Annotated in this window: 23 protein-coding genes, 1 tRNA gene and 1 riboswitch; of the genes, 8 read left to right on the plus strand and 16 right to left on the minus strand. The window is 67.1% G+C overall.

Annotation, left to right across the window (positions count from 1 at the left end; genetic code table 11):
• Positions 1-54 precede the first annotated feature (54 nt).
• Positions 55-144 (plus strand) — tRNA-Ser (locus SH591_RS01365).
• A 5-nt stretch (positions 145-149) separates the two neighbouring features.
• Here the strand turns inward: SH591_RS01365 and SH591_RS01370 are convergent.
• Entirely contained in the window at positions 150-542 is a 393-nt protein-coding gene (locus SH591_RS01370; RefSeq protein ID WP_324750204.1) for a c-type cytochrome, read from the minus strand.
• A 104-nt stretch (positions 543-646) separates the two neighbouring features.
• On the opposite strand from SH591_RS01370, the gene SH591_RS01375 reads away from it, so the two are divergent.
• Both SH591_RS01375 and SH591_RS01380 read left to right on the plus strand, forming a co-directional pair.
• A complete protein-coding gene (locus SH591_RS01375) occupies positions 647-1,837 on the plus strand; it encodes an acyl-CoA dehydrogenase (protein WP_324750205.1) in 1,191 nt (396 codons plus the stop codon).
• Positions 1,838-1,853: 16 nt separating this feature from the next.
• Complete coding sequence (locus SH591_RS01380; protein ID WP_324750206.1) at positions 1,854-2,960, plus strand: CaiB/BaiF CoA transferase family protein; 1,107 nt, start codon at positions 1,854-1,856, stop codon at positions 2,958-2,960.
• On the opposite strand, the gene SH591_RS01385 is transcribed toward SH591_RS01380, so the two are convergent.
• Positions 2,957-3,169, minus strand: coding sequence for a hypothetical protein (locus tag SH591_RS01385; RefSeq protein WP_322830456.1), 213 nt, complete (start codon positions 3,167-3,169; stop codon positions 2,957-2,959). The genes SH591_RS01380 and SH591_RS01385 overlap by 4 nt on opposite strands.
• Positions 3,170-3,338: 169 nt before the next feature.
• Between SH591_RS01385 and SH591_RS01390 the strand changes: the two genes are divergently transcribed.
• The gene (locus SH591_RS01390; protein ID WP_324750207.1) at positions 3,339-4,088 is read left to right on the plus strand and encodes a helix-turn-helix domain-containing protein; all 750 of its coding nucleotides are present in this window, start codon (positions 3,339-3,341) and stop codon (positions 4,086-4,088) included.
• Positions 4,089-4,098: 10 nt separating this feature from the next.
• On the opposite strand, the gene SH591_RS01395 is transcribed toward SH591_RS01390, so the two are convergent.
• Positions 4,099-4,632: a GNAT family N-acetyltransferase gene (locus SH591_RS01395; protein ID WP_324750208.1), complete on the minus strand. Its 534-nt coding sequence runs from the start codon at positions 4,630-4,632 to the stop codon at positions 4,099-4,101.
• 3 nt (positions 4,633-4,635) lie between these two features.
• A complete protein-coding gene (gene rpmE, locus SH591_RS01400; protein WP_322830459.1) occupies positions 4,636-4,866 on the minus strand; it encodes a 50S ribosomal protein L31 in 231 nt (76 codons plus the stop codon).
• Between the two features lie 101 nt (positions 4,867-4,967).
• Positions 4,968-5,135: riboswitch (cobalamin riboswitch) on the plus strand.
• Positions 5,136-5,227: 92 nt separating this feature from the next.
• Between rpmE and SH591_RS01405 the strand changes: the two genes are divergently transcribed.
• From SH591_RS01405 to SH591_RS01420, 4 genes are read left to right on the plus strand one after another with little or no spacing between them, the layout of a single operon-like run.
• On the plus strand, positions 5,228-7,093 hold the full coding sequence (locus tag SH591_RS01405; RefSeq protein ID WP_324750209.1) for a TonB-dependent receptor plug domain-containing protein: 1,866 nt from the start codon (positions 5,228-5,230) through the stop codon (positions 7,091-7,093).
• Positions 7,062-7,847: an ABC transporter substrate-binding protein gene (locus SH591_RS01410; RefSeq protein WP_324750210.1), complete on the plus strand. Its 786-nt coding sequence runs from the start codon at positions 7,062-7,064 to the stop codon at positions 7,845-7,847. The genes SH591_RS01405 and SH591_RS01410 overlap by 32 nt, the downstream gene beginning before the upstream one ends.
• The gene (locus tag SH591_RS01415; RefSeq protein WP_324750211.1) at positions 7,844-8,809 is read left to right on the plus strand and encodes a FecCD family ABC transporter permease; all 966 of its coding nucleotides are present in this window, start codon (positions 7,844-7,846) and stop codon (positions 8,807-8,809) included. The genes SH591_RS01410 and SH591_RS01415 overlap by 4 nt, the downstream gene beginning before the upstream one ends.
• Positions 8,806-9,507, plus strand: a complete 702-nt coding sequence (locus SH591_RS01420) for an ABC transporter ATP-binding protein (protein ID WP_324750212.1) — start codon at positions 8,806-8,808, stop codon at positions 9,505-9,507. Before SH591_RS01415 ends, SH591_RS01420 begins: the two co-directional genes overlap by 4 nt.
• A gap of 11 nt (positions 9,508-9,518) precedes the next feature.
• On the opposite strand, the gene fabZ is transcribed toward SH591_RS01420, so the two are convergent.
• The 12 genes from fabZ to SH591_RS01480 all read right to left on the minus strand — a co-directional run bounded on the left by fabZ (position 9,519) and on the right by SH591_RS01480 (position 20,862).
• Positions 9,519-9,941 carry a 3-hydroxyacyl-ACP dehydratase FabZ gene (gene fabZ / locus SH591_RS01425; protein WP_324751309.1) on the minus strand — a complete coding sequence of 141 codons (423 nt, stop codon included), beginning with the start codon at positions 9,939-9,941 and terminating at the stop codon, positions 9,519-9,521.
• A 47-nt stretch (positions 9,942-9,988) separates the two neighbouring features.
• Entirely contained in the window at positions 9,989-10,573 is a 585-nt protein-coding gene (locus SH591_RS01430; RefSeq protein WP_322830465.1) for an OmpH family outer membrane protein, read from the minus strand.
• Positions 10,573-13,227: an outer membrane protein assembly factor BamA gene (gene bamA, locus SH591_RS01435; protein ID WP_416385220.1), complete on the minus strand. Its 2,655-nt coding sequence runs from the start codon at positions 13,225-13,227 to the stop codon at positions 10,573-10,575. The genes SH591_RS01430 and bamA overlap by 1 nt, the downstream gene beginning before the upstream one ends.
• A gap of 89 nt (positions 13,228-13,316) precedes the next feature.
• Positions 13,317-14,429, minus strand: a complete 1,113-nt coding sequence (rseP, locus tag SH591_RS01440) for an RIP metalloprotease RseP (RefSeq protein WP_324751311.1) — start codon at positions 14,427-14,429, stop codon at positions 13,317-13,319.
• A gap of 23 nt (positions 14,430-14,452) precedes the next feature.
• The gene (locus SH591_RS01445) at positions 14,453-15,610 is read right to left on the minus strand and encodes a 1-deoxy-D-xylulose-5-phosphate reductoisomerase (protein WP_324751312.1); all 1,158 of its coding nucleotides are present in this window, start codon (positions 15,608-15,610) and stop codon (positions 14,453-14,455) included.
• 8 nt (positions 15,611-15,618) lie between these two features.
• A complete protein-coding gene (locus tag SH591_RS01450) occupies positions 15,619-16,449 on the minus strand; it encodes a phosphatidate cytidylyltransferase (RefSeq protein ID WP_324750213.1) in 831 nt (276 codons plus the stop codon).
• Positions 16,446-17,192: an isoprenyl transferase gene (locus tag SH591_RS01455; protein WP_416385201.1), complete on the minus strand. Its 747-nt coding sequence runs from the start codon at positions 17,190-17,192 to the stop codon at positions 16,446-16,448. Before SH591_RS01455 ends, SH591_RS01450 begins: the two co-directional genes overlap by 4 nt.
• Positions 17,189-17,746 (minus strand): ribosome recycling factor, encoded by a 558-nt coding sequence (gene frr / locus SH591_RS01460; protein ID WP_322830468.1) that lies wholly within the window; start codon positions 17,744-17,746, stop codon positions 17,189-17,191. The genes SH591_RS01455 and frr overlap by 4 nt, the downstream gene beginning before the upstream one ends.
• A gap of 3 nt (positions 17,747-17,749) precedes the next feature.
• Entirely contained in the window at positions 17,750-18,469 is a 720-nt protein-coding gene (gene pyrH / locus SH591_RS01465; RefSeq protein ID WP_322830469.1) for a UMP kinase, read from the minus strand.
• Between the two features lie 196 nt (positions 18,470-18,665).
• Positions 18,666-19,601 (minus strand): translation elongation factor Ts, encoded by a 936-nt coding sequence (gene tsf / locus SH591_RS01470; RefSeq protein WP_324750214.1) that lies wholly within the window; start codon positions 19,599-19,601, stop codon positions 18,666-18,668.
• 127 nt (positions 19,602-19,728) lie between these two features.
• Entirely contained in the window at positions 19,729-20,487 is a 759-nt protein-coding gene (rpsB, locus tag SH591_RS01475; RefSeq protein WP_322830471.1) for a 30S ribosomal protein S2, read from the minus strand.
• 207 nt (positions 20,488-20,694) lie between these two features.
• Positions 20,695-20,862 (minus strand): hypothetical protein, encoded by a 168-nt coding sequence (locus tag SH591_RS01480; protein ID WP_324750215.1) that lies wholly within the window; start codon positions 20,860-20,862, stop codon positions 20,695-20,697.
• Positions 20,863-20,880 lie beyond the last annotated feature (18 nt).

Genomic DNA, 20,880 nt, shown 5'->3' on the forward strand with positions numbered 1-20,880 from the left:
GTTCCGTCGCGCGGCTTGCACGGAAGGACGAATGCGCTTTAAGGCGGCGCTCACGGAAGAGTGGCCGAGTGGTTTAAGGCAGCGGTCTTGAAAACCGCCGTGGGTGCAAGCTCACCGTGGGTTCGAATCCCACCTCTTCCGCCAGCTTTTCATTTCAGCGTGGCGAGATAGTCCACGATCTCCGCGCGCTTGGCGGCGTCCCTCATGCCGGGATAGGCCATACGCGTGCCGCGCACGACGTCATGGGGCGCGGCGATGAAGCGGTCGAGCGTGGCGGAGTCCCAGACGACGGCGCTGTTCTTCATCGCCGGCGAATAAGTGTAATTCGCGACCGCGCCCGCAGGTCGGCCGATGATGCCGTGCAGCGTCGGGCCGACGCCGTTGCGCCCGGCCTGGGTCGAATGGCAGACCGAGCAGGCGCCGAAGCTGGCGGGGCGGTTTTCCGCCGCGGCCGTTTCCTTCGCGCTTTGCCCGGACTGGGGCTGCGGCCCGCATGCGGCGAGCGGCAATAGCGCGAGACTGAGGATCATGGCTTTGGTCATGGCGCGTGCATCGCGTGGCCCGAAGCGGGCGTCAACTCGCGCCTCCCTTTTCATGCGGCGAAGGAACGGCTAGGCCCTCCCCCCATCCACTAGAAGAGGGTTTCATGAGCGAAGCGACCATCGTTCCTTTTGACTGGGCTGACCCGTTCGACCTGTCCGACCAGCTTTCGGAAGAGGAAAGGATGGTCCGCGACACCGCGGAGGCCTACGCGCAGGAGAAATTGCTGCCGCGCGTGATGGACGCCTATCTCGCCGAGAGCTTCGACCGCGACATCATGTCGGAAATGGGCGCACTCGGCCTGCTCGGCGCGACGATCGATCCGCGCTACGGGGGCGCCGGCCTCAATTACGTCAGCTACGGCCTGATCGGCCGCGCCGTCGAGCGCGTCGACAGCGGCTACCGCTCGGCCATGTCGGTCCAGTCGTCGCTCGTCATGCACCCGATCAACGCCTACGGCACCGAAGAGCAGCGGATGAAATATCTGCCCAAGCTCGCCAGCGGCGAATGGGTCGGCTGCTTCGGCCTTACCGAGCCCGACGCCGGCTCGGATCCGGGCTCGATGCGCACTCGCGCCGAAAAGATCGACGGCGGATACCGCCTGACCGGCACCAAGATGTGGATCACCAATTCGCCGATCGCCGACGTCTTCGTCGTCTGGGCGAAATCGGACGCGCATGGCGGCAAGATCAAGGGCTTCGTGCTCGAAAAGGGCATGAAGGGCCTGTCCGCGCCCAAGATCCACGGCAAGCTCAGCCTGCGCGCCTCGATCACCGGCGAGATCGTGATGGACGGCGTCGAAATTCCCGAGGCGAATCACCTGCCCAATGTCGAGGGGCTCAAAGGTCCGTTCGGCTGCCTCAACCGCGCCCGCTACGGCATCGCCTGGGGCTCGATGGGCGCTGCCGAGGCCTGCTACCATGCGGCGCGCAGCTACACGCTCGACCGCAAGCAGTTCGGCCGCCCGCTCGCCGCGACCCAGCTCGTCCAGCTCAAGCTTGCCAACATGGTGAGCGACATCGCGCTCGGCCTGCAGGCGGCTTTGCGCGTCGGCCGCCGGCTCGACGAGGGCGTGTTGGTTCCCGAGACGATCTCGATGATCAAGCGCAACAATTGCGGCAAGGCGCTCGATATCGCCCGCATCGCGCGCGACATGCACGGCGGCAACGGCATCAGCGCCGAATTCCACGTCATCCGCCACGCCGCCAACCTCGAGACGGTCAACACCTATGAAGGCACGCACGACGTCCACGGCCTGATCCTCGGCCGTGCGATCACCGGCATCGCGGCGTTTTGACGGCGGCGCACCGGGCATGGACAAGCCGCTCTCGGGACTGAAGGTTGTCGAACTCGCCCGCATCCTGGCGGGGCCGTGGGCGGGGCAATTGCTTGCCGATCTCGGCGCCGACGTGGTGAAGGTCGAGCGCCCGGGCGCGGGCGACGACACACGCGCCTGGGGCCCGCCGTTTGTGGAGCAGGACGGCAGCGCGGCCTATTTCCACGCCACCAACCGCGGCAAAAGCTCGGTCGCAATCGACTTCACCACGGCCGAGGGCCAGGACCAGGTGCGCGCCCTGATCCGCGACGCGGATGTCGTGATCGAGAATTTCAAGGTCGGCGGGCTCGCCAAGTTCGGGCTCGATTATGCCAGCCTGTCCGCGCTCAACCCGCGGCTGATCTACTGCTCGATCACCGGTTTCGGCCAGGACGGCCCCTATGCGCCGCGTGCGGGCTACGATTTCATGATCCAGGGCATGGGCGGGATCATGGACCTCACCGGCGACCCCGAGGGCGAGCCGCAGAAGATCGGCGTCGCCTTCGCCGACATCTTCACCGGCGTCTATGCCTCGACCGCGATCCTGGCCGCGCTGCGCGGCCGCGACGCGACCGGGCGCGGCGCCCATATCGACATGGCCTTGCTCGACGTCCAGGTTTCGGTGCTCGCCAACCAGGCGATGAACTACCTGGTCTCGGGCCAGCCGCCGCGCCGGCTCGGCAATGCGCATCCCAATATCGCGCCCTACCAGACCTTCGCAGTCGCCGACGGCCACGTCATCGTCGCGGTCGGCAATGACGGGCAGTTCCGCAAATTGTGCGGCCTCATCGGGGTGCCGGCGCTGGCCGACGATCCGCGCTTCGGCAGCAATGCCGACCGGGTGGGCCACCGCGACGCGCTTACCGCCGCCCTCGCCCCTGCCCTCGCCCAGCGCCATCGCGACGAATTGCTGCAGGCGCTCGCCGCCGCGCACGTCCCGGCCGGGCCGATCAACAACGTCGCCGACGTGTTCGCCGACCCGCAGGTGATGGCTCGCGGCATGCGGCTGGATCTGGATGGCATTCCGGGGGTCGCTTCGCCGATCGTGATCGACGGCAAGAGACAGGTGGCGGACGGCGCGAGCCCGAAGCTCGGCTCGGCCTAGCTCGCCCGGCGCTCGCGGACGCGCAGGACCACGCCGGCCGTCGCGAGCAGGATTGCGACCACGGTCAGGACCTTCATCATCGGATCGGCCATGGCTTCGACGTGGGTGGCGAGTTCCGCCGCGCGCGCCATGCCGCCGCTTCCCAGCAGCACCATCGCGAGCAGCAGGCCGGTTGCGCTTTTCACCAGTGATTGCACGGCGGTCGTCATGGTCGTTCCCCACTTCGAGGGTGCTTTTGATCCGATCCGGCGCGTTTCTCCACGAGAAAGACCCGCAACATCCGTCCACCGGGGCAGACGTCAGGATATTTTGTGCGGGCCGGTGACGGAATGTGCGGAAATGTGCGGACTTTCGCCCGCCTTATGGTAATAATACGGTATGCAGGGCGACCTCGACACCCAGTCCAGCGAGTCGGTAGCCGCGGTGGTGCGCGAGGCCTTGGCGCGGCGCCGGCAATCCCGCCAGTGGCTTGCCGACGAAGCCAAGATCAGTCTCTCGACACTTGAAAAAGCGCTCGCCGGGCGGCGCCCGTTCACGCTGGCGACCGTCGTCCGTCTGGAGGAGGCGCTGGGCCTTCACCTGCGCGCCACTATGGCCCCCGCTCCTTCAGCGCATGACGCGCCGCATCTGGCTCCGGTCGAATTGGGCGCCTACTCGCGCGCCGGCGTCAGCTGGCTCGAGGGCGATTATCTGACGCTGCGGCCCTCGTTCAACAATCCGGGCGCGGTCTATGCGTATCGCGTGCTGATCGCCTGGAACGAGGCGTGTCACTGCCTCACCTTCCAGGAATCCGCCCGCCTCGACGCCGCCTTCACCCAGGCCGGGCACGTGTCGTTCCCGCATCTGTCGGGCCACATCTATCTGGTGACTCAGGAATCGGGCCAGTATCGCATCGCGATCCTCGGCCGTCCCTCGATCAGCGGCGAGCTCAACGGGATCTTGACCACCCTCATCGTCGGCGAGGGCTCGCAATTGCTCCCCGCGGCAACGCCGCTCGCCCTGATCCCGTGTCGGGCGGGCACCGAGCCGGTGTTCGGGCTGATCAGCGCCGGCGATCCCTGTTACGAGGAATATCGCGCCCGGCTCGACCGGATCGGCAGCGGCGGCTTCGCGCGGCTGATCCCCTAGCGGCCGCGCCTCAGGCGGGGCGGCGGAAGACCAGGATCGGCGCGTCCTTGTAAATCGTTTCCGCGACCTGCGCGAAGCCGGCCTTGGCCGCGACATTCCGCGAGGGCGCATTGGCGGGATCGATGATGCAGCTGAATTCGGCAACGTCGAGGCTCGCCGAGCCCCAGCGCAAAGCGGCGCTCACCGCCTCGCTGGCATAGCCGCGGCCGTGGCACCAGGGATCGAGCACCCAGCCCATCTCGGGAACGCCCTCGATCGAAGGCTCGAATGCGCGATGGAAATCGGCGAAGCCGACGTCGCCGACGAAGCGGCCCGCGGCCTTGTCGTAGACCGCCCAATAGCCGTAGCCGAGCATCGACCACAGGCCGAGCCCGCGCAGGATGCGTCCCCACACGTCCTCGCGCGTGAAAGGCTTGCCGCCGATATGACGAACGACCTCGGGGTTGCTCCACATTTCCGTGGAGGCCGCGAGGTCGTCAGCCGATGGCGCGCGCAGGAGAAGGCGATCGGTCTCGAGGACCGGGATGCCGCCCCCCGCGTGCAATGCTTATTTCTTGCCGAGCGTAAGGCCGCCAAAGCGCTTGTTGAAGCGCGCGACCTGGCCGCCCGTGTCGAGCATCTTGCCGGTGCCGCCGGTCCAGGCCGGGTGCGCGGTCGGATCGATGTCGAGCTGCAGCGTGTCGCCTTCCTTGCCCCAGGTCGAGCGCGTCTCGAACACTGTGCCGTCGGTCATCTGGACCTTGATCATGTGATAATCGGGATGGATATCGGTCTTCATCTGAATTTCCTGGGTTTCGGCTGGTTCCGACCAGCCTCGTGAAAGCGAGCCGCGCCCTTACAAGCTGCCAGCGAGATTGACAAGCCGGGGCCCGCGGGCCTAGCCCGCTCCGCAGCGAAGGTGCCGCCCGTAAAACGGCGGTGAAAAGGGAAGCCGGTTCAATTCCGGCGCTGTGCCCGCAACTGTAGGCGGCGAGCCCCCTCTCCACAACGGAGAGACCGGGCGATGACCCGCATAGCCAGGAGACCTGCCTTCGCTGTCGTCCACGCCCGGCCGGGTCCAGCCGTCAGCGTGTGGCATCGCCTGGGCCTGTCCAGACGGTTCCTCCGAGACGACATCAACGTCGTCTTTGGGGGTTTTCATGAATACTTTTGTCCTTTTCCTCGCCGCCACCGGTCCCGCTAACGCCGATCCGTCGGGCGCGATCATCGTCACCGGAGCGCGCGAGCCGGTCGCGATCGGCGAGGCCGCAATCTCGGCCAGCCTCTTCGACCGGGCCACGCTCGACTCGCTCGCTCTGCCTGCGACCAGCGACGTGCTGCGGCTTGCGCCCGGCGTCTCGGTCGCGACGACCGGGCCGCGCGGCACGCAGACGCAGGTCCGCATTCGCGGCGCCGAAGCAAGCCACACCCTGCTGTTCGTCGACGGCATCCGCTTCAACGATCCGGCGGCGGGCAACGAGGCGCGGTTTGAACTCCTCTCCAACGACGCGTTGTCGCGGATCGAACTGGTACGCGGCCCGCAATCGGCCCTGTGGGGGTCGGAGGCGCTCGGCGGCGTCATAGCGCTGGAGGCGGCCGATCCGCTCCACGCCCAAGGCGTCACCTCGCTCGCCGAATATGGCAGCCTCGACAGCGCCCGCGTTTCGGGCGGCGTCGCGGCGCGGGTCGGCGACGTCGGGCTGAGCGGCGCGGCGGGCTGGCTCCGTAGCGACGGCATCGATAGTTTCGGCGCCGGCGGAGAACGCGACGGCTTCGAGACCAAGACGGCGAGCCTCAAGGCCGTGTTCAGCCCGGTCGCGGATAGCGAGATCGGGGTGGTGGGCCATTATATCGAGGGCGTCAGCGACTATGACGGCAGCGATCCGGTCACCTTCCGCCGCGCCGACACGCTCGATTCGACCGCCAACCGGGTCCGCGCCGTGCGTGGCTGGGCGCGGACGACGCAGGGCGGCTGGACGCTGGCATTCGACGGCTCCTGGCTCGACAGCGCCAACCGCAACCGGCTCGCGGGCGAACCGCTCAACAGCACGTTCGGCGAACGCTTCACCGCCGGCGGCCAAGTGACCCGCGCCTTCGCCGGGCACCGCCTGACCGTCGCGGCCGAGCATGAGAGCGAGACGTTCCGCGCCCGCGACCAGGTCTATTTCGGCGCCACCGACCAGCGGCGCTCGCGTGCGCTCACCGCAATGGTCGGCCAGTGGCGGACCGAATGGAACGACCGCCTCGTCACCGACATCGCCGTCCGCCACGACGCTTTCAGCGCCTTTGCCGACGAAACCACGCTGCGCGGCTCCGTCCTGTTCAGGCCCGCCGCCGGATGGACGGTCCACGCCGGCTATGGCGAAGGCATCGCCCAGCCGAGCTTCTACGATCTTCACGGCTTCTTCCCGGGCTCGTTCGTCGGCAATCCGGCGCTGCGGCCGGAGCGCTCCAAGGGCTATGAAGCGGGCGCTCGCTGGCAGGGCGGCCGCGCCGCCCTTGGCGTCACCGCATTTTCCAACCGGCTCGAGAATGAGATCGTCGACACGTTCGATCCGGTCACCTTCCTGTCCGGCACCGCCAATGTCGACGGCAAGAGCCGCCGCCGCGGCGTCGAGCTGGAAGGCGAGTATCGGGTCGCCAGCCTGCGCCTCCACGCCAATTACACCTATCTCGACGCCGGCGAGCAGCGGCTGGCCGGCACGTCGCAGGTGCGGGAAGTCCGTCGGCCACGCCATGCCGCCAATCTCATGCTCGACGGCAGCCTCGGCGCCTTCGATCTCGGCGCCGGCGTCTCCTATGTCGGCAAGCGCGTCGACAGTGATTTCGACCTGTTCCCGGCGCAGCGCGTGACGCTCGGCGATTACGCCCTCGCCTCGCTCAAGCTCGGCTACCGGATCACCTCGGCGATCGAGGCCTACGCCCGGCTCGAAAATGCGCTCGATGCCGATTATCAGGACGTGGTCGGCTATGCCACGCCCGGAAGGACGGTCTATGCGGGCCTTCGCCTGCATCTTGGCCGCTAGCCTGGCGCTCTCCGGCGCGGCGGAGGCGGCCCCCACGCGGGTCGCCTCGCTGAACCTGTGCACCGACGAACTGCTGCTCGCGCTCGCCGCGCCCGGCCAGATCGCCTCGGTGACGCACCTCTCAAGCCAAGAGGCGGAGACGCCTCTGTGGCGGCAGGCGCGGCGCTACCAACGCAATGACGGCAGCCTGCTCTCGGTCGCCGGCTTCCGCCCCGATCTCGTCCTGACCATGGGCGGCGGCGCGCGCGACCGCACGCGCATCGCCCGGCGGCTCGGCATCCGCGTGCTCGATCTGCCCTTCCCCGCCAGCATCGCCGACACCGAGCAGGCGATCATGACCGTCGCCGCGGCGCTGGGCCGCGAGGCGGAGGGACGCCGCATGCTCACGCGGATCTCGGCGCTGAAACGGAGCCAGCCCGCGTCCGCCGCCGACACGATCTGGCTCGGCGGCGGCGGCCGCAGCGTCGGCGCCAACAGCCTCGCCGCGCAGTGGATGCGCCTCGCCGGCTTCCGCCAGCGCCCGCTGCGCGGCGACCGCGTGTCGCTCGAGCAATTGCTTGTCCGCCCGCCCGCCATCTTGCTGCGCAGCGACTATCGCAGCGGCCAATATTCGGGCGAGCAAAGGTGGCTCGCCCATCCGCTCGCGCGGGGAACGCGCCGTTCGCGCGCCATCCCCACCGACGGCCGTCGCTGGACCTGCATGGGCCCGCTGATGATCGACGAAGTTCAACGCCTCCGGAAAATGGCGCCATGACTCCGCGCTGGCTCCTGCTCGGCGGCGCGCTGGCCCTCGCCTTCCTGCTGTCGCTGCTGACGCCATGGCCCCCGCTTGCAGAATTGCTCGGCCGGGACCGGGACCTTGCTCTCGCCGTCCTCGCCGAACTCCGCCTGCCGCGGGCGTTGCTCGCCTTGCTCTATGGGGCGGTGCTGGGAGCCTCCGGCGCGGCGATCCAGGCGCTGTTCGCCAATCCGCTCGCCTCGCCCGATCTGACCGGTACGACCAGCGGCGCAGCGCTCGGCGCGGTCGTCACGGCTTACTGGTTCGGCTTTGCCGCGCCGCTGGCGCTGTCGGTCGGCTCTGTCGCGGGCGCGCTCGGGGCCCTGCTGCTGCTGATCGCGCTGGCCGGTCCGCGCGCGGAGACGGCGACCCTGCTCCTGTCCGGCCTCGCGATCAGCGCGCTCGCCGGCGCGCTCACCACGCTCGCCCTGGCGCTCGCCCCCTCCCCCTTCGCCTTCTACGACGCCTATGACTGGCTGATGGGCTCGCTGGTCGATCGCAGCCTCGACCAGGCCGCCTTCGCCGCCGTTCCGGGGCTGATCGCGATCGGCTTGCTGTGGCGGATGCGGGGGGGACTGGATGCGCTGAGCCTTGGGGAAGAGGTCGCCCAATCTTTGGGCCATGACGTCAGCGGCATGCGGCTCCGCATCGTTTGCCTGACCGCGATCGGCGTCGGCGCCTGCGTCGCCATCTGCGGAGCGATCGGTTTCGTCGGGCTGGTCGCTCCGATCTTCGCGCGCCGGCTTACCGCCGGCCATCCCGGCCGGGCGATCCTGCCCGCCGCGCTGATCGGCGGCCTGCTCCTGCTCGCCGCCGACCTCGTCGTCCGCGCCGCGCCGCTCGGACGGACCTTACCCATTGGCGTCGTGACCGCCCTGCTCGGCGCGCCCTTCTTCCTGTGGCTGGTCGCCCACATGCGCTGGAGGCTGGAGCGATGAGCCTGCTCGTCGCCGAGGGCCTCAGCCGGCCTGGCCGCCTTGCCGAGACCCGGCTGGCGCTCGAGCCGGGCACCCTCACCTGCCTGATTGGCCCCAATGGCAGCGGCAAGACCAGCCTGCTTCACGCTCTGGCCGGGATCGGCCCGAGGACGGGACGCGTCGAGATCGACGGCGTCGATCCGCGCAGCCTCGGCCCCGGCGAACGCCAGCGCCTGCTCGGCTTCCTGCCCGCCTCGCGCGACGTCAAATGGCCGCTCGCCGCGCGCGACGTGATCGCGCTGGGCGGCGGCGATCCGGCCTCGATCGATCTGGCTGTGAAGGCGCTGGACCTGGGGGCGCTGGCCGATCGCCGCGTCGACCGACTGTCGACTGGGGAGCGCAGCCGCGTGCTGATCGCCCGCGTGCTGGCCGCGCGTCCGCGGGTCGCCCTGCTCGACGAACCGGTCGCGAACCTCGATCCCTTATGGCAGCTGAAACTGCTCGATCTGCTGCATGACGGCATGCGCGGGGCCGATCGCGCTTTGCTGCTGGCGATCCACGACCTCGATCTCGCCGGCACCTATGCCGACCGCCTGATCATTCTCGACAAAGGGCGAATAGTGGCGGACGGCGAGCCGGGTGAGTTGCTACGCGGGCCGCGCATTCCGGAGGTATTCGGGGTGACGAAAGAAGGCGGGACATGGCGCCCCGCCTTCTGATCGGTCGGTAATCAGGCCGCGGGCGGATCCGCGATCATCGCCGTGAAATTGGCTTCGGCCGCGACCTTGCCGTCGACCAAGGCCTTGCCGGCGAACTTGCACACCGAGGCGCGCTTCTGGACGAATTCGACCTCGAGCCGGAGCAAACAGCCCGGCTCGACCGGGGTGCGAAACTTCGCGCCCTCGATCGCCATGAAATAGACCAGCTTGCCCGAATTCGCGAGGCCGAGGGATTCCACCGCCAGCACGCCGGCAGCCTGCGCCAGCGCCTCGACGATCAGCACGCCCGGCATGATCGGACGGCCCGGGAAATGGCCGTTGAAGAAGTCCTCGTTGATCGTCACAGCCTTGATGGCGGTAATCGACTTGTCGGGGACGATCTCCTCGACGCGATCGACGAGGAGCATCGGGTAACGGTGCGGCAGGGCCGCCATCACCCGCTTGACGTCAAGCGGTCCGATGGCGGCCTGAGTTTCGGCGCTCACCGGCCCTGGGGCTGCTGCTGTTGCTGCGGCGCGGCCGGAGCGGTCGTGACCACGCTCGGCAGCTGCTGGTTGAGGGCGGCGAGGACGTCGTTGGTGACGTCGAGCGCCGGCGAGCGCGCCAAAGTCGCCTGGGTGTCGAGCGCGACGTTGGCGCCGCGGGTCGTCATCACCTGCTGGATGATCGGGTTGAGGCGGGTCTGGATCTGCTGGGCGACATAGGCGCGGTTACGATTGAACGTCGCCTCGCTGCGCTGGATTTCCTGCGCGGCCGTGCTCTGGCGGGTCTGCAGGTCCTGGATGCGCTTCTGAAGCGCGGCGTCGGGCGCCTTGCCGCCGGCCGCGGTGCGGATCGAAGCGGCCTCGGTCTCGAGCGGCTGGCCGAGCTGCTGGGCGCGCTGCTGGAGCTGCTGAAGCTGGGTCTGAAGCTGGGTCTGCGCGGCCTTGCAGGCGTTGCAATCGCGGAACACGCGTTCGGAGTCGACGACGACGATCACGGCCGAGCCGACCTTCTGCGCCGGCGCGGCGGCGGGAATGGCGAGCGCAACGGCGGCGAGCGCCGTGCTGATAGCAAATTTGTTCATTAGAATGCGGTCCCTACGTTGAATGTGAAGAGCTTGGTATCGTCACCTTCGGCCTTTGTAAGGGCCTTGGCTATATCGATCCTGAACGGTCCGAAAGGCGAGTTCCAGTTGACGCCGAAGCCCACCGAGACGCGCGGCTTGGGCGAGTCGCCCAGGAATTGCTCGTCGAAGGGCGTGACGCCTGCGCGGAAATTGGTGCCGGGCAGGCAGGATCCGGTGGTCGGCACCGGGGTACTTCCGCCCTGGGCGTCGATGCAGCGGTTCTGGGCACGCGGGTCGTTTGGCGTGATCGACTGGGTGATCGGGTCCTTGAGCCCGAACAGGGCGCCGACGTCGACGAACACCGACGGGCGCAGGCCAAGCTCGCGGCCCTTCGATCCGAGCGGAATCTCGAGCTCGGCGCGGCCCAGATAATAAGCCCGGCCGCCGAGGGCGTCCTCGGCGAAGATGCCGTCCTTGCCCGGGATCACGTTGCCGTCCTCGTCGAAGCGGCGGCGGACGATGCGCGGACCGACGCCGCGAATGTCGAAGCCGCGCATCTGCGGTTCGCCGAGGAAGAAGCGGTCGGTCAGGCGGACCTTGTCGATCTCGTTGCCGTCCACGTCGAAACGCTGGTTTTCGAAGCTGTGGATGTAGCCGCCTTCGATGCTCGTCGAGAAAATGAAGCCGCTATTGCCGATGCCCCAATATTTGGAGCCGTTGAGACGCGAGCGCAGATATTTCGTCGTGCCGCCAACGCCGGCGAAATCCTGGCTGAACACGATCCGCTCGCCCTTGGACGGGCGGAGATTGTTGTTGAGCGTGTTGTAGGAGAGCGAATAGCCGACCGAGGAGGTCGTCCGGTCGCCGATGGCGTCGCACAGATAGCGGCCCGCGAGAAGCGGATCGCACTGCGGCGCGAGCGGCCCATTGCCGTCGGGATCGGTGAAGAATAGCCCTTCGTCGAGGCCGACCTCGTCGAACGTAAGCCCGTAGCGAAGAGCCAGGATCATATGCTCGGTGAGCGGAACGCCGAGGCGCACCTGCCCGCCGGTCGAGACCTGCTCGTAGGTCGTGTTGCGGTTGCTGTTGACGAAGTTGAAGCTGCGGAAGTCGCGCCGGAAGATATCGCCGCCGAGCGCGATGTTGCGGTCGAACAGATAGGGCTCGGTGAAGCCGAGCTCGACCGACTTGGAATAGCTCGAATAATTGACCGCGGCGCGGAGCGTCTGGCCCTTGCCCATGAAGTTGCGCTGCGTGATCGACAGGTTGACCAGGAAGCGCTCGAGGCTCGAGAAGCCGGCCGAGACCTGGAGCTCGCCGGTCGACCGTTCCTCGACGTCGACCGAGAGCACGACACGGTCGGGCGAGGACCCCTGCTCCTGCTTGATCTCGAGATTGTCCTGGAAGAAGCCAAGCGACTGGATGCGGTCGCGCGAGCGCTTGACGCGCACACTGTTGAACGGATCGCCCTCGGCCAGGCGGAACTCGCGGCGGACGACCTTATCGCGGGTCACCGTATTGCCGTTGATGTCGATCCGCTCGACATAGACGCGCGGCGCCTCGTCCAGCTTGAAGGTGACCGACATGGTCTTGTCTTCGGCGCTGCGCTTGATCTGCGGGTCGACCTCGACGAACGCGTAGCCGAACAGGCCGGCGGATTCGGACAGGCCGGTGACCGTGTCCTCGATCTGCTTGGCGTTGTACCAGTCGCCCTTCTTCATCGGCAGCAAGGCGGTCATGTCCTCGCCCCGGAAATCGCGGATGTCGCTTTCGACGCTGACATCGCCGAACTTATAGCGCTCGCCTTCCTCGACGACGTAGGTGATGATGAAGTCGCGCTTGTCCGGGGTGAGTTCGGCCACCGCCGAGATCACGCGGAAATCGGCATAGCCCTCGGTCAGATAGAATTGGCGCAGCTTCTGCTGGTCGTAGGCGAGGCGATCCGGATCGTAGGTGTTGCCCGAGCTCAGGAAGCTCAGCAGGCTCGACTGCTTGGTCGCCATCTCCGAGCGCAGCCGGCCATCGCTGTAAATCTCGTTGCCGAGGATGTTGATGCCCCGCACCTTCGAGCGCGGGCCCTCCTGGATCTCGAAGACGAGATCGACGCGGTTCTGGTCGAGCTGCACGATCTTGGGCTCGACTTCGGCGGCGAAGCGGCCCTGGCGGCGATAGAGCTCGATGATGCGCGCGACATCGGCGCGGACCTTGGAGCGGGTGAAGATCTGGCGCGGCGCGAGACGGATCTCGGGCACGATCTTGTCGTCCTTGAGGCGCTTGTTGCCCTCCAGGATGATGCGGTTGATCACCGGGTTCTCGCGAACCTGGACGACGATGTTGCCGGTGTCGGCGCCGAGGATCTGGACGTCGGCGAAGAGTTCGGTCGCGTAGAGGTCGCGGATCGCCTCGTCGAGCCGTTCGCGGTCATAGGCTTCGCCCGGGCGCAGCTTGAGATAGGAGAGAACCGTCTCCGGCTCGAGGCGCTGGGCGCCGGTTACCGCCAGCGAGCGGACCGTGCCGCTGCCGGGCAATCCGACGGTGATCGGCGATTGCGCCGCCGGAGCGGGCGTCGTCGGCTGCGCCGTCTGCGCGTAGCCAGCCGCGGAGAATCCGCCGAGCATGGTGCCGACCAGCAAAGCCGAGCACAGCCGCCGATTGTTGGAAAATGCATTGATCGCTGTCACGCGTCCCCGCCTTTACGCTGCACGGCCGGAGAAATCCGGCGCGCGTGGTCCCTGTTGGTCCCTGCCCTGCCCCAAGCTGATCAGCCGATCAACCCGCCAAGCTTCTTCCAGACGCCGAAAGACGCCAGATCGTTCAGGGTCACGAACATCATCAGCGCCAATAGCGCCGCGAGCCCGGTCCTGAACGCCCATTCCTGCGCCTCCGGCTTCAGTGGTTTCCGTCGCACCGCCTCGATCGTGTAGAAGGCCAGATGCCCGCCATCGAGCAAGGGGATTGGCAACAGGTTGATGAATCCCAGATTAATTGAAATCACGGTCATGAACATCAGGAAGCTGAACCAGCCTACACTCGCCTGCTGACCGGAATATTGGGCGATCTTCAGCGGCCCGCCCATTTCCTTCATCGAGCGGTCGCCGGTGATGACCTGGCCCAATGTCACGACCATCATCTTCACTGTGTCGGCAGTATGCCGAACCGCCGCGATCGGCAGTTCCCAGACCGGCACGTCGTGGAAGACGCGATTGCCGACCGGGCTCACGCCGAGGCGCCCAATGCGGGCCTCGTTGCCGAAGCTGTCGCGCTGGACCTCGGCACGGGCCACCGTGCGAACGGTCAGGCGATCGTCGCCCCGCGCCAGCTCGACCGCGAGCGGCTTCTCCGGGCGGATCTGCACATAGGCGCCGATATCCTCGAAGCGGGAGATGCGCAGGCCGTTGATCGTGAGGATCTGGTCGCCGGGGCGGATGCCCGCGCTCTCGGCCGCAGAACCGGGCGCGACATAGGCGATCACCGCCGGCGTGCGCGGCTCGCCATAAGCGGCGAACACGCCCATGTAGACGATGATCGCGAACAGAAAGTTGGTGATCGGGCCCGCGGCGACGATGATGAAGCGCTGCCACACCGGCTTGGCCTGGAAGCATTGCGCCCGCTCCTCGGCGGGAAGCGACAGCCATTCGTCGGAGGGCTGGCTGGCCGGGTTCATGTCGCCCTTGAACTTGACGTAGCCGCCGAGCGGCAGCCAGCCCACCTTCCAGCGCGTGCCGCGCTTGTCGGTCCAGCCGAACACTTCCCTGCCGAATCCGATCGAGAAAGTCTCCGCCTGCACGCCGAACCAGCGGCCGGCGAAATAATGGCCGAGCTCGTGGATGAAGATGAGCGGCCCGATCACGAGCAGGAAGCTCAGGATCGTCATCAAAAGGCCGGGCGCGGCAGTGGTCAAATTCTGAACTTCCCAATCAGTTCGCTGGCATGGCGCCGGGCTTCCCGGTCCACTGCGAGCACGTCGTCGAGCGAAGCCGGTGCCGGCGGCGTGTAAAGGCTCAACGCTTCACGGACGATATTGGCGATATCGAGGAAAGGAAGCGCGCTGTCCAGAAAGGATGCGACGGCTACTTCATTGGCGGCATTGAGGATTGCCGGCTTGGCCCCGCCTTCGCCGAGCACCTGGCGGGCGAGCGCGAGGGCCGGGAAGCGGACCATGTCCGGCTCCTCGAAGTCGAGCCTGGCGACCTTCACCAGATCCAGCCGCTCGCACGGCGTCTCCATCCGCTCCGGCCACGCCAGGCTGTGCGCGATCGGGATCCGCATGTCGGGCGCGCCCAATTGCGCCAGGAACGAGCCGTCGACATATTCGACAAGGCTGTGGATCACCGATTGCGGGTGGACGACGACGTCGAACGCGTCGGCGCCGAGCGGGAACAGGTGAAAGGCCTCGATCAATTCGAGGCCCTTGTTCATGAGCGTCGCGGAATCGACCGAGATCTTGGCGCCCATCGACCAGTTCGGATGGGCAACGGCCTGCGCCGGAGTGACGCGGCGCATCTCCTCCAGGCTCTTCGACCGAAACGGACCGCCGCTGGCGGTGAGGATGACGCGGCGCACGCCGTGGGGCCGTTCATGGTCGAAGCACTGGAAGATCGCATTATGCTCTGAATCGACCGGCAGCAAAGTCGCGCCGCTCGCCCGCGCCGCCTGCGTCATCACCTCGCCGGCCGAGACCAGAGCCTCCTTGTTGGCGAGCGCGACCGTCTTCCCTTGGCGCAGCGCGGCCATCACCGGGCGCAGGCCGGCGGTGCCGACGATCGCCGCCATCGTCCAGTCGGCCCCGGACGCGGCCGCGTCGATCACCGCCTGCTCGCCCGCCGCCGCCTCGATGCCGGTGCCGGCGAGCGCATCCTCGAGCGCAGCCAGCAACGACGGATCGGCGATGATGGCATGGCGCGCGCCGACCCGCCGCGCAGCCGCCGCCAGCCCCGCCACGTCGCGATGCGCGGTCAGCGCAAGCACGTCGAACCGGTCGCGATCGCGAGCGATCAGGTCGATGGTGGACTGGCCGACGGAGCCGGTCGCTCCGAGGATGGTGACGCTGCGAATGGTCTGCTTCACCCTGTCCATTGCCCGGTGACCAGCAGCAGGAAGGTGGCGACGATCACCGGCAGCAACCCGTCGAGCCGGTCCAGCGCCCCGCCATGGCCGGGCAGGATCGTGCCGCTGTCCTTGACGCCGGCGCGGCGCTTCAGCCCGCTTTCGTAGAGATCGCCGGCCTGGGCGAGCACCGCCATGGCGCCGCCAATATAGAGGAAGGGCATGCCGAGATCGAAATACCAGGCCGCCAGCGCGCCGACCGCCGCTGCGCCGACAATCCCGCCGAACAGGCCGGCCCAGGTCTTGTTGGGGCTGATCCGCGGCGCGAGCTTGGGCCCGCCGATCGTCCGCCCAGCGAAATAAGCGAAGATGTCGGTCGCCCAGGTGACGACCATCATCCAGAAGACGATGCCGAACCACGCCCAGTCGATCACGACCAGGGCGAATGAGGGAATGCCGACATAGAGGAAGCCCCAGGCCATCCCGCCGCGGCGCGACGCCAGGCCGAGCAGCAATGCGCAGCCGAGGATGACGGCGAAACCTGTCCAGGCCGGGCTGAAGGTGGCGGCGCTGATCGCCTCGTCCATCTCTGCGGCCGGGAAGAGCCACTCGCTCACCCCCAGCAAGATGATCGCCAGCAGGACGGCGCCGAGGACGGACCAGAGCCGCGTCACCCGGTGCATGTCGCCCCATTCGAGCATCATCACCGCCGCCCCGGCAAGGACGAGCAGGCGGAACGGCCATCCGCCGAGATAGATGGAGATGCAGGCGATGGCGACCATCACCACGCCCATCACGAAGCGGGTCGGCAGGTCCGAGACCGGAATGGGAGTTTCAGCTTCGCTCACAGGCCACCAAAGCGTCGGTCGCGACCCGCAAATTCAGCCAGAGCCGCGCGCAGCGCGTCGCCGTCGAAATCCGGCCAGAGCGTGTCGACGAAAAGCATCTCGGCATAGGCCGCCTGCCAGAGCAGGAAATTGGACAGGCGATGCTCGCCCGACGTGCGGATGAGGAGGTCGAGCGGCGGCAGATCGGCGGTGTCGAGACCGGCCTCGATCGCGTCGTCGTCGATCGCGTCCGCCGCCATCTCGCCGGCCGCAACCTTGCGCGCCAGCGCGCGTGCCGCATTCACGATTTCCGCGCGCGCGCCGTAATTGAGCGCAATGGCGAGCGTCATGCGATCGTTGGCCGCCGTCCGCTCGACCGCCTGGTCGACCATCTTCGCGGTCTCAGGGCCGAAGGCGCTGTGGTCGCCGAGAATCTTGAGGCGGATGCCTTCCTTGTGGAGGGCGTTCAATTCCTTGCCGATATAGAGCCGAAGCAGCCCCATCAGATCGTTGATCTCTTCCTCGGGCCGACGCCAATTCTCGGACGAGAAAGCATAGAGCGTCAGGCATTCGACGCCCGCCTCGCCCGCCGCGCGGAGCACCTTGCGCGCGGATTCAGCGCCGGCGCGATGGCCGGAGGCGCGGGGCAGGCCCCTCGCCTTCGCCCAGCGGCCGTTGCCGTCCATGATAATTGCGACGTGACGCGGCACGCCTGCGCCACCGGCCTCGGCCCGCGGCGCAGCTTCGGCCCGGTTCGGGATCACGGCTGCAGAATTTCCTTTTCCTTCGCCCCCGCCGCCGCGTCGATCTCCTTGATCGTGTCGTCGGTCAGCTTCTGCACTTCGGCATCGAGGCGCTTATGCTCGTCCTCGCTGATTTCCTTCTTCTTCTCGTCGGTCTTGAGCGCGTCCATGCCGTCGCGGCGGACGTTGCGGACCGCGATCTTCGCCTTTTCGGCATATTGGCCGGCGAGCTTGGCCAGTTCCTTGCGGCGCTCCTCGGTGAGATCGGGGATCGGCAGACGGATATTCTGGCCTTCGGAAATCGGGTTGAGGCCCAGGCCCGAGGAGCGGATCGCCTTTTCGACCGGGGTAACGTTCGAGCGGTCCCACACCTGCACGCTCAGCATGCGCGGCTCGGGCGCCGAGACGGTCGCGATCTGGTTGAGCGGCATGTTGGCGCCATAGACCTCGACCGTGATCGGATCGAGCAGGGTGACCGACGCGCGCCCCGTGCGCAGGCCGCCCAGATCGTGCTTCAGCGCCTCGATCGCGCCGTTCATGCGGCGCTGGATATCGTTCTTGTCATAAGCTGGCATGGATCACTCCCCGTTTTGGACGATCGTCGCCGTGCCTTCGCCGCTGAGCACGCGGGCCAGATTGCCCTGCTCGCGGATGTTGAACACGACGATCGGAATATTGTTGTCGCGGCACAAGGCGACGGCGCTGGCGTCCATGACGCGCAGATCGTCGCTCAGGACCTTGTTGAAGCTGAGGCTGTCGTAACGCCGGGCGTCCGACACCTTTTTCGGATCGGCATCATAGACGCCGTCGACCGACGTGCCCTTGAACAGGGCGTCGCAGCCCATCTCGGCGGCGCGCAATGCGGCAGCGGTGTCGGTGGTGAAGAAGGGATTGCCGGTGCCGGCGGCGAAAATGACGATGCGGCCCTTCTCGAGGTGACGCTCGGCGCGGCGGCGAATGAAGGGCTCGGAAACCGTGTTCATCGGAATGGCGGACTGGACCCGGGTCTCGACGCCGATCTGCTCCAGCGCATTCTGGACGGCCAGCGCGTTCATCACGGTCGCGAGCATGCCCATATAATCGGCGCTGGTGCGGTCGAAGCCCTTGGCCGCGGCGGCGAGGCCGCGGAAAATGTTGCCGCCGCCGACAACGATGCAGAGCTCATGGTCCTTGGCGACGCCGGCAATTTCCTCGGCGACGCGGGAGACCGTGTTGGGATCGATGCCGAACTGGCCCTGCCCCATCAGGACTTCACCGGAAAGCTTCAGGAGGATGCGTTTGAAGCGCGGGCGCGTCATGGGGCTGTCTGGTCCGATCGTGAGGGTGAGGCGGCGCGCACCTTAGTGAAGGGTCGCGGGGGCGACAAGCCGTCTCCCCGCCCCTTCGCATCAGAAAAGCAGGGGAGAATCGGGCCTGAAACGAGAAACGCCCGGTCGTGAACCACGACCGGGCGTTTTCGATTGCCTCGCTTCCCGCAAGCGGGAGGCGGGACGCTTAGGCAGCCTTGTTGGTGCCGGCAGCGGCCGCGACTTCGGCAGCGAAGTCGCTTTCCTTCTTCTCGATGCCTTCGCCGAGCTGGAAGCGGACATAGGCAGCGAGCGTGACCGGCGCGCCGAGCTTCTTGGATTCGGCGGCGACGACGTCCTCGACCTTGGTCTTGTTGTCCATCACGAAGAGCTGCGACAGGAGCGCATTCTCCTTGCGGAACTTGGCGATCGCGCCGTCGACCATCTTGGCGACGATGTCGGCGGGCTTACCGGATTCGGAAGCCTTTTCGGCGGCGATCGCGCGCTCGCGCTCGACCATCTCGGCGTCGAGATCCTCGCCCTTCAGCGCCAGCGGGTTGGCCGCGGCGATGTGCATGGCGAGCTGCTTGCCGAGCGCCTCGAGCGCGGCCTTGTCGGCGGTCGATTCGAGCGCGACGAGCACGCCGATCTTGCCGAGGCCGGCACCGACCGAATTGTGGACGTAGGAGACGACGACGCCGTCATTGACGTTCAGCACGGCGGAGCGGCGGAGCGACTGGTTCTCGCCGATCGTGGCGATGTTCGAGGTCAGCTTCTCCTCGACGGTGCCTCCGGCCGGCCAATTGGCCTGGGCGAGCGCGTCGACGTCGTTGCCGGTCTCGAGCGCGAGCTCGGCGACGGTGCGGACGAATTCCTGGAACTGCTCGTTCTTGGCGACGAAGTCGGTCTCGGAATTGACCTCGACGACCGCGCCGGTCGTGCCCTTGACGGCGACGCCGACCAGGCCTTCGGCGGCCTGGCGGCCGGCCTTCTTGGCGGCGGCGGCGAGACCCTTGGTGCGCAGCCAGTCGATCGCGGCTTCCATGTCGCCGTTCGTCTCGCCCAGCGCCTTCTTGCAGTCCATCATGCCGGCGCCGGTGCGCTCGCGCAGTTCCTTGACGGTTGCGGCAGTGATTTCCGCCATGTCTCTAATCCTTTCAAGATTCTCCCCTCCCGCATGCGGGAGGGGCTGGGGGTGGGAATGCGTCAGAAAGCTCGCTGCGCTCGCCCCACCCCTCGATCCCCTCCCGCAAGCGGGAGGGGGGAGATAGTTAAGCTTCGGCCAGCGCTTCTTCGGCCGGCGGCGTGTCGAGCGCGCCGACGTCGACGCCACGGGCAGCCTGGCCGCCGGTGCGGCCGGACGTGGCGGCATCGGCCACCGCGTCGCAATAAAGACGGATCGCGCGGCTGGCGTCGTCATTGCCCGGGACCGGGAAAGCGATGCCGTTCGGGCTCGCGTTCGAATCGAGGATCGCGACGACCGGGATGCCGAGCACGTTGGCTTCCTTGACCGCCAGCTCTTCCTTGTTCGCGTCGACGATGAAGATCACGTCCGGCAGGCCGCCCATGTCGCGGATGCCGCCGAGCGAGAGCTCGAGCTTGTCGCGCTCGCGGGTGAGCTGGAGGACTTCCTTCTTGGTGAGGCCGGCGGTGTCGCCCGACAGCTGCTCCTCGAGGGTCTTGAAGCGCTTGATCGAGTTCGAGATCGTCTTCCAGTTGGTGAGCATGCCGCCCAGCCAGCGATGGTTGACATAATGCTGGCCCGAACGGCGCGCGGCTTCGGCGACCGGATCCTGCGCCTGGCGCTTGGTGCCGACGAAGAGAACCTTGCCGCCGGCGGCGACCGACTGACGGACGAACTCGAGCGCACGCTGGAACAGCGGCACGGTCTGCGACAGATCGATGATGTGGACCCCATTGCGGTCGCCGAAGATGTACGGCTTCATCTTGGGGTTCCAGCGGTGGGTCTGGTGGCCGAAATGCGCTCCGGCTTCAAGCAGTTGCTGCATGGAAACGTCGGTCGACGCCATGATATTTTCTCCTTCCGGTTATACCTCTGCGGCGCCGAGAGACTGGGGCCCGATCGGGCTTGCCAGCCACCGGTTATGATGGCTCCGCATGTGGAATGGACGCGCACTTAGTCGGCTCCCGCGACAAAATCAAGCCGTTGACAGCAGAACATAACGGGAACATAGAGGCGGAACAACGCAAAAGGAAACCAAACCACGGCCGCGACGTTAAGCTGTGGATAAAACAGGGGAAAAGATGTGAGTCACTTGGCAACCGCTCTGTTTTTCGCTTTCGTGCTGATCGGCGCCGCCGCCCTCGCTCACCAGATGGTGCGCGAATATTGGGACGATATCCTTGCCGCGCTGATGGGCGAAATGCCGGCGCGCCGCAGTCATCGTTCCTGGGCTGGAAGC

It is taken from the genome of Sphingomonas sp. LY54 (assembly GCF_035594035.1).
Classification (GTDB): domain Bacteria; phylum Pseudomonadota; class Alphaproteobacteria; order Sphingomonadales; family Sphingomonadaceae; genus Allosphingosinicella.

What these genes read in the sequence shown, in the direction of transcription:
- SH591_RS01370 (WP_324750204.1), bottom strand. Translation starts at nt 542, where the DNA reads ATGACCAAAGCCATGATCCTCAGTCTCGCGCTATTGCCGCTCGCCGCA.
- SH591_RS01375 (WP_324750205.1), top strand. Translation starts at nt 647, where the DNA reads ATGAGCGAAGCGACCATCGTTCCTTTTGACTGGGCTGACCCGTTCGAC.
- SH591_RS01380 (WP_324750206.1), top strand. Translation starts at nt 1,854, where the DNA reads ATGGACAAGCCGCTCTCGGGACTGAAGGTTGTCGAACTCGCCCGCATC.
- SH591_RS01385 (WP_322830456.1), bottom strand. Translation starts at nt 3,169, where the DNA reads ATGACGACCGCCGTGCAATCACTGGTGAAAAGCGCAACCGGCCTGCTG.
- SH591_RS01390 (WP_324750207.1), top strand. Translation starts at nt 3,339, where the DNA reads ATGCAGGGCGACCTCGACACCCAGTCCAGCGAGTCGGTAGCCGCGGTG.
- rpmE (WP_322830459.1), bottom strand. Translation starts at nt 4,866, where the DNA reads ATGAAGACCGATATCCATCCCGATTATCACATGATCAAGGTCCAGATG.
- SH591_RS01405 (WP_324750209.1), top strand. Translation starts at nt 5,228, where the DNA reads ATGAATACTTTTGTCCTTTTCCTCGCCGCCACCGGTCCCGCTAACGCC.
- SH591_RS01410 (WP_324750210.1), top strand. Translation starts at nt 7,062, where the DNA reads ATGCGGGCCTTCGCCTGCATCTTGGCCGCTAGCCTGGCGCTCTCCGGC.
- SH591_RS01415 (WP_324750211.1), top strand. Translation starts at nt 7,844, where the DNA reads ATGACTCCGCGCTGGCTCCTGCTCGGCGGCGCGCTGGCCCTCGCCTTC.
- SH591_RS01420 (WP_324750212.1), top strand. Translation starts at nt 8,806, where the DNA reads ATGAGCCTGCTCGTCGCCGAGGGCCTCAGCCGGCCTGGCCGCCTTGCC.
- fabZ (WP_324751309.1), bottom strand. Translation starts at nt 9,941, where the DNA reads ATGGCGGCCCTGCCGCACCGTTACCCGATGCTCCTCGTCGATCGCGTC.
- SH591_RS01430 (WP_322830465.1), bottom strand. Translation starts at nt 10,573, where the DNA reads ATGAACAAATTTGCTATCAGCACGGCGCTCGCCGCCGTTGCGCTCGCC.
- rseP (WP_324751311.1), bottom strand. Translation starts at nt 14,429, where the DNA reads ATGACGATCCTGAGCTTCCTGCTCGTGATCGGGCCGCTCATCTTCATC.
- frr (WP_322830468.1), bottom strand. Translation starts at nt 17,746, where the DNA reads ATGCCAGCTTATGACAAGAACGATATCCAGCGCCGCATGAACGGCGCG.
- pyrH (WP_322830469.1), bottom strand. Translation starts at nt 18,469, where the DNA reads ATGACGCGCCCGCGCTTCAAACGCATCCTCCTGAAGCTTTCCGGTGAA.
- tsf (WP_324750214.1), bottom strand. Translation starts at nt 19,601, where the DNA reads ATGGCGGAAATCACTGCCGCAACCGTCAAGGAACTGCGCGAGCGCACC.
- rpsB (WP_322830471.1), bottom strand. Translation starts at nt 20,487, where the DNA reads ATGGCGTCGACCGACGTTTCCATGCAGCAACTGCTTGAAGCCGGAGCG.
- SH591_RS01480 (WP_324750215.1), bottom strand. Translation starts at nt 20,862, where the DNA reads ATGACTGCGGCGCGCCGGCATTTCGCCCATCAGCGCGGCAAGGATATC.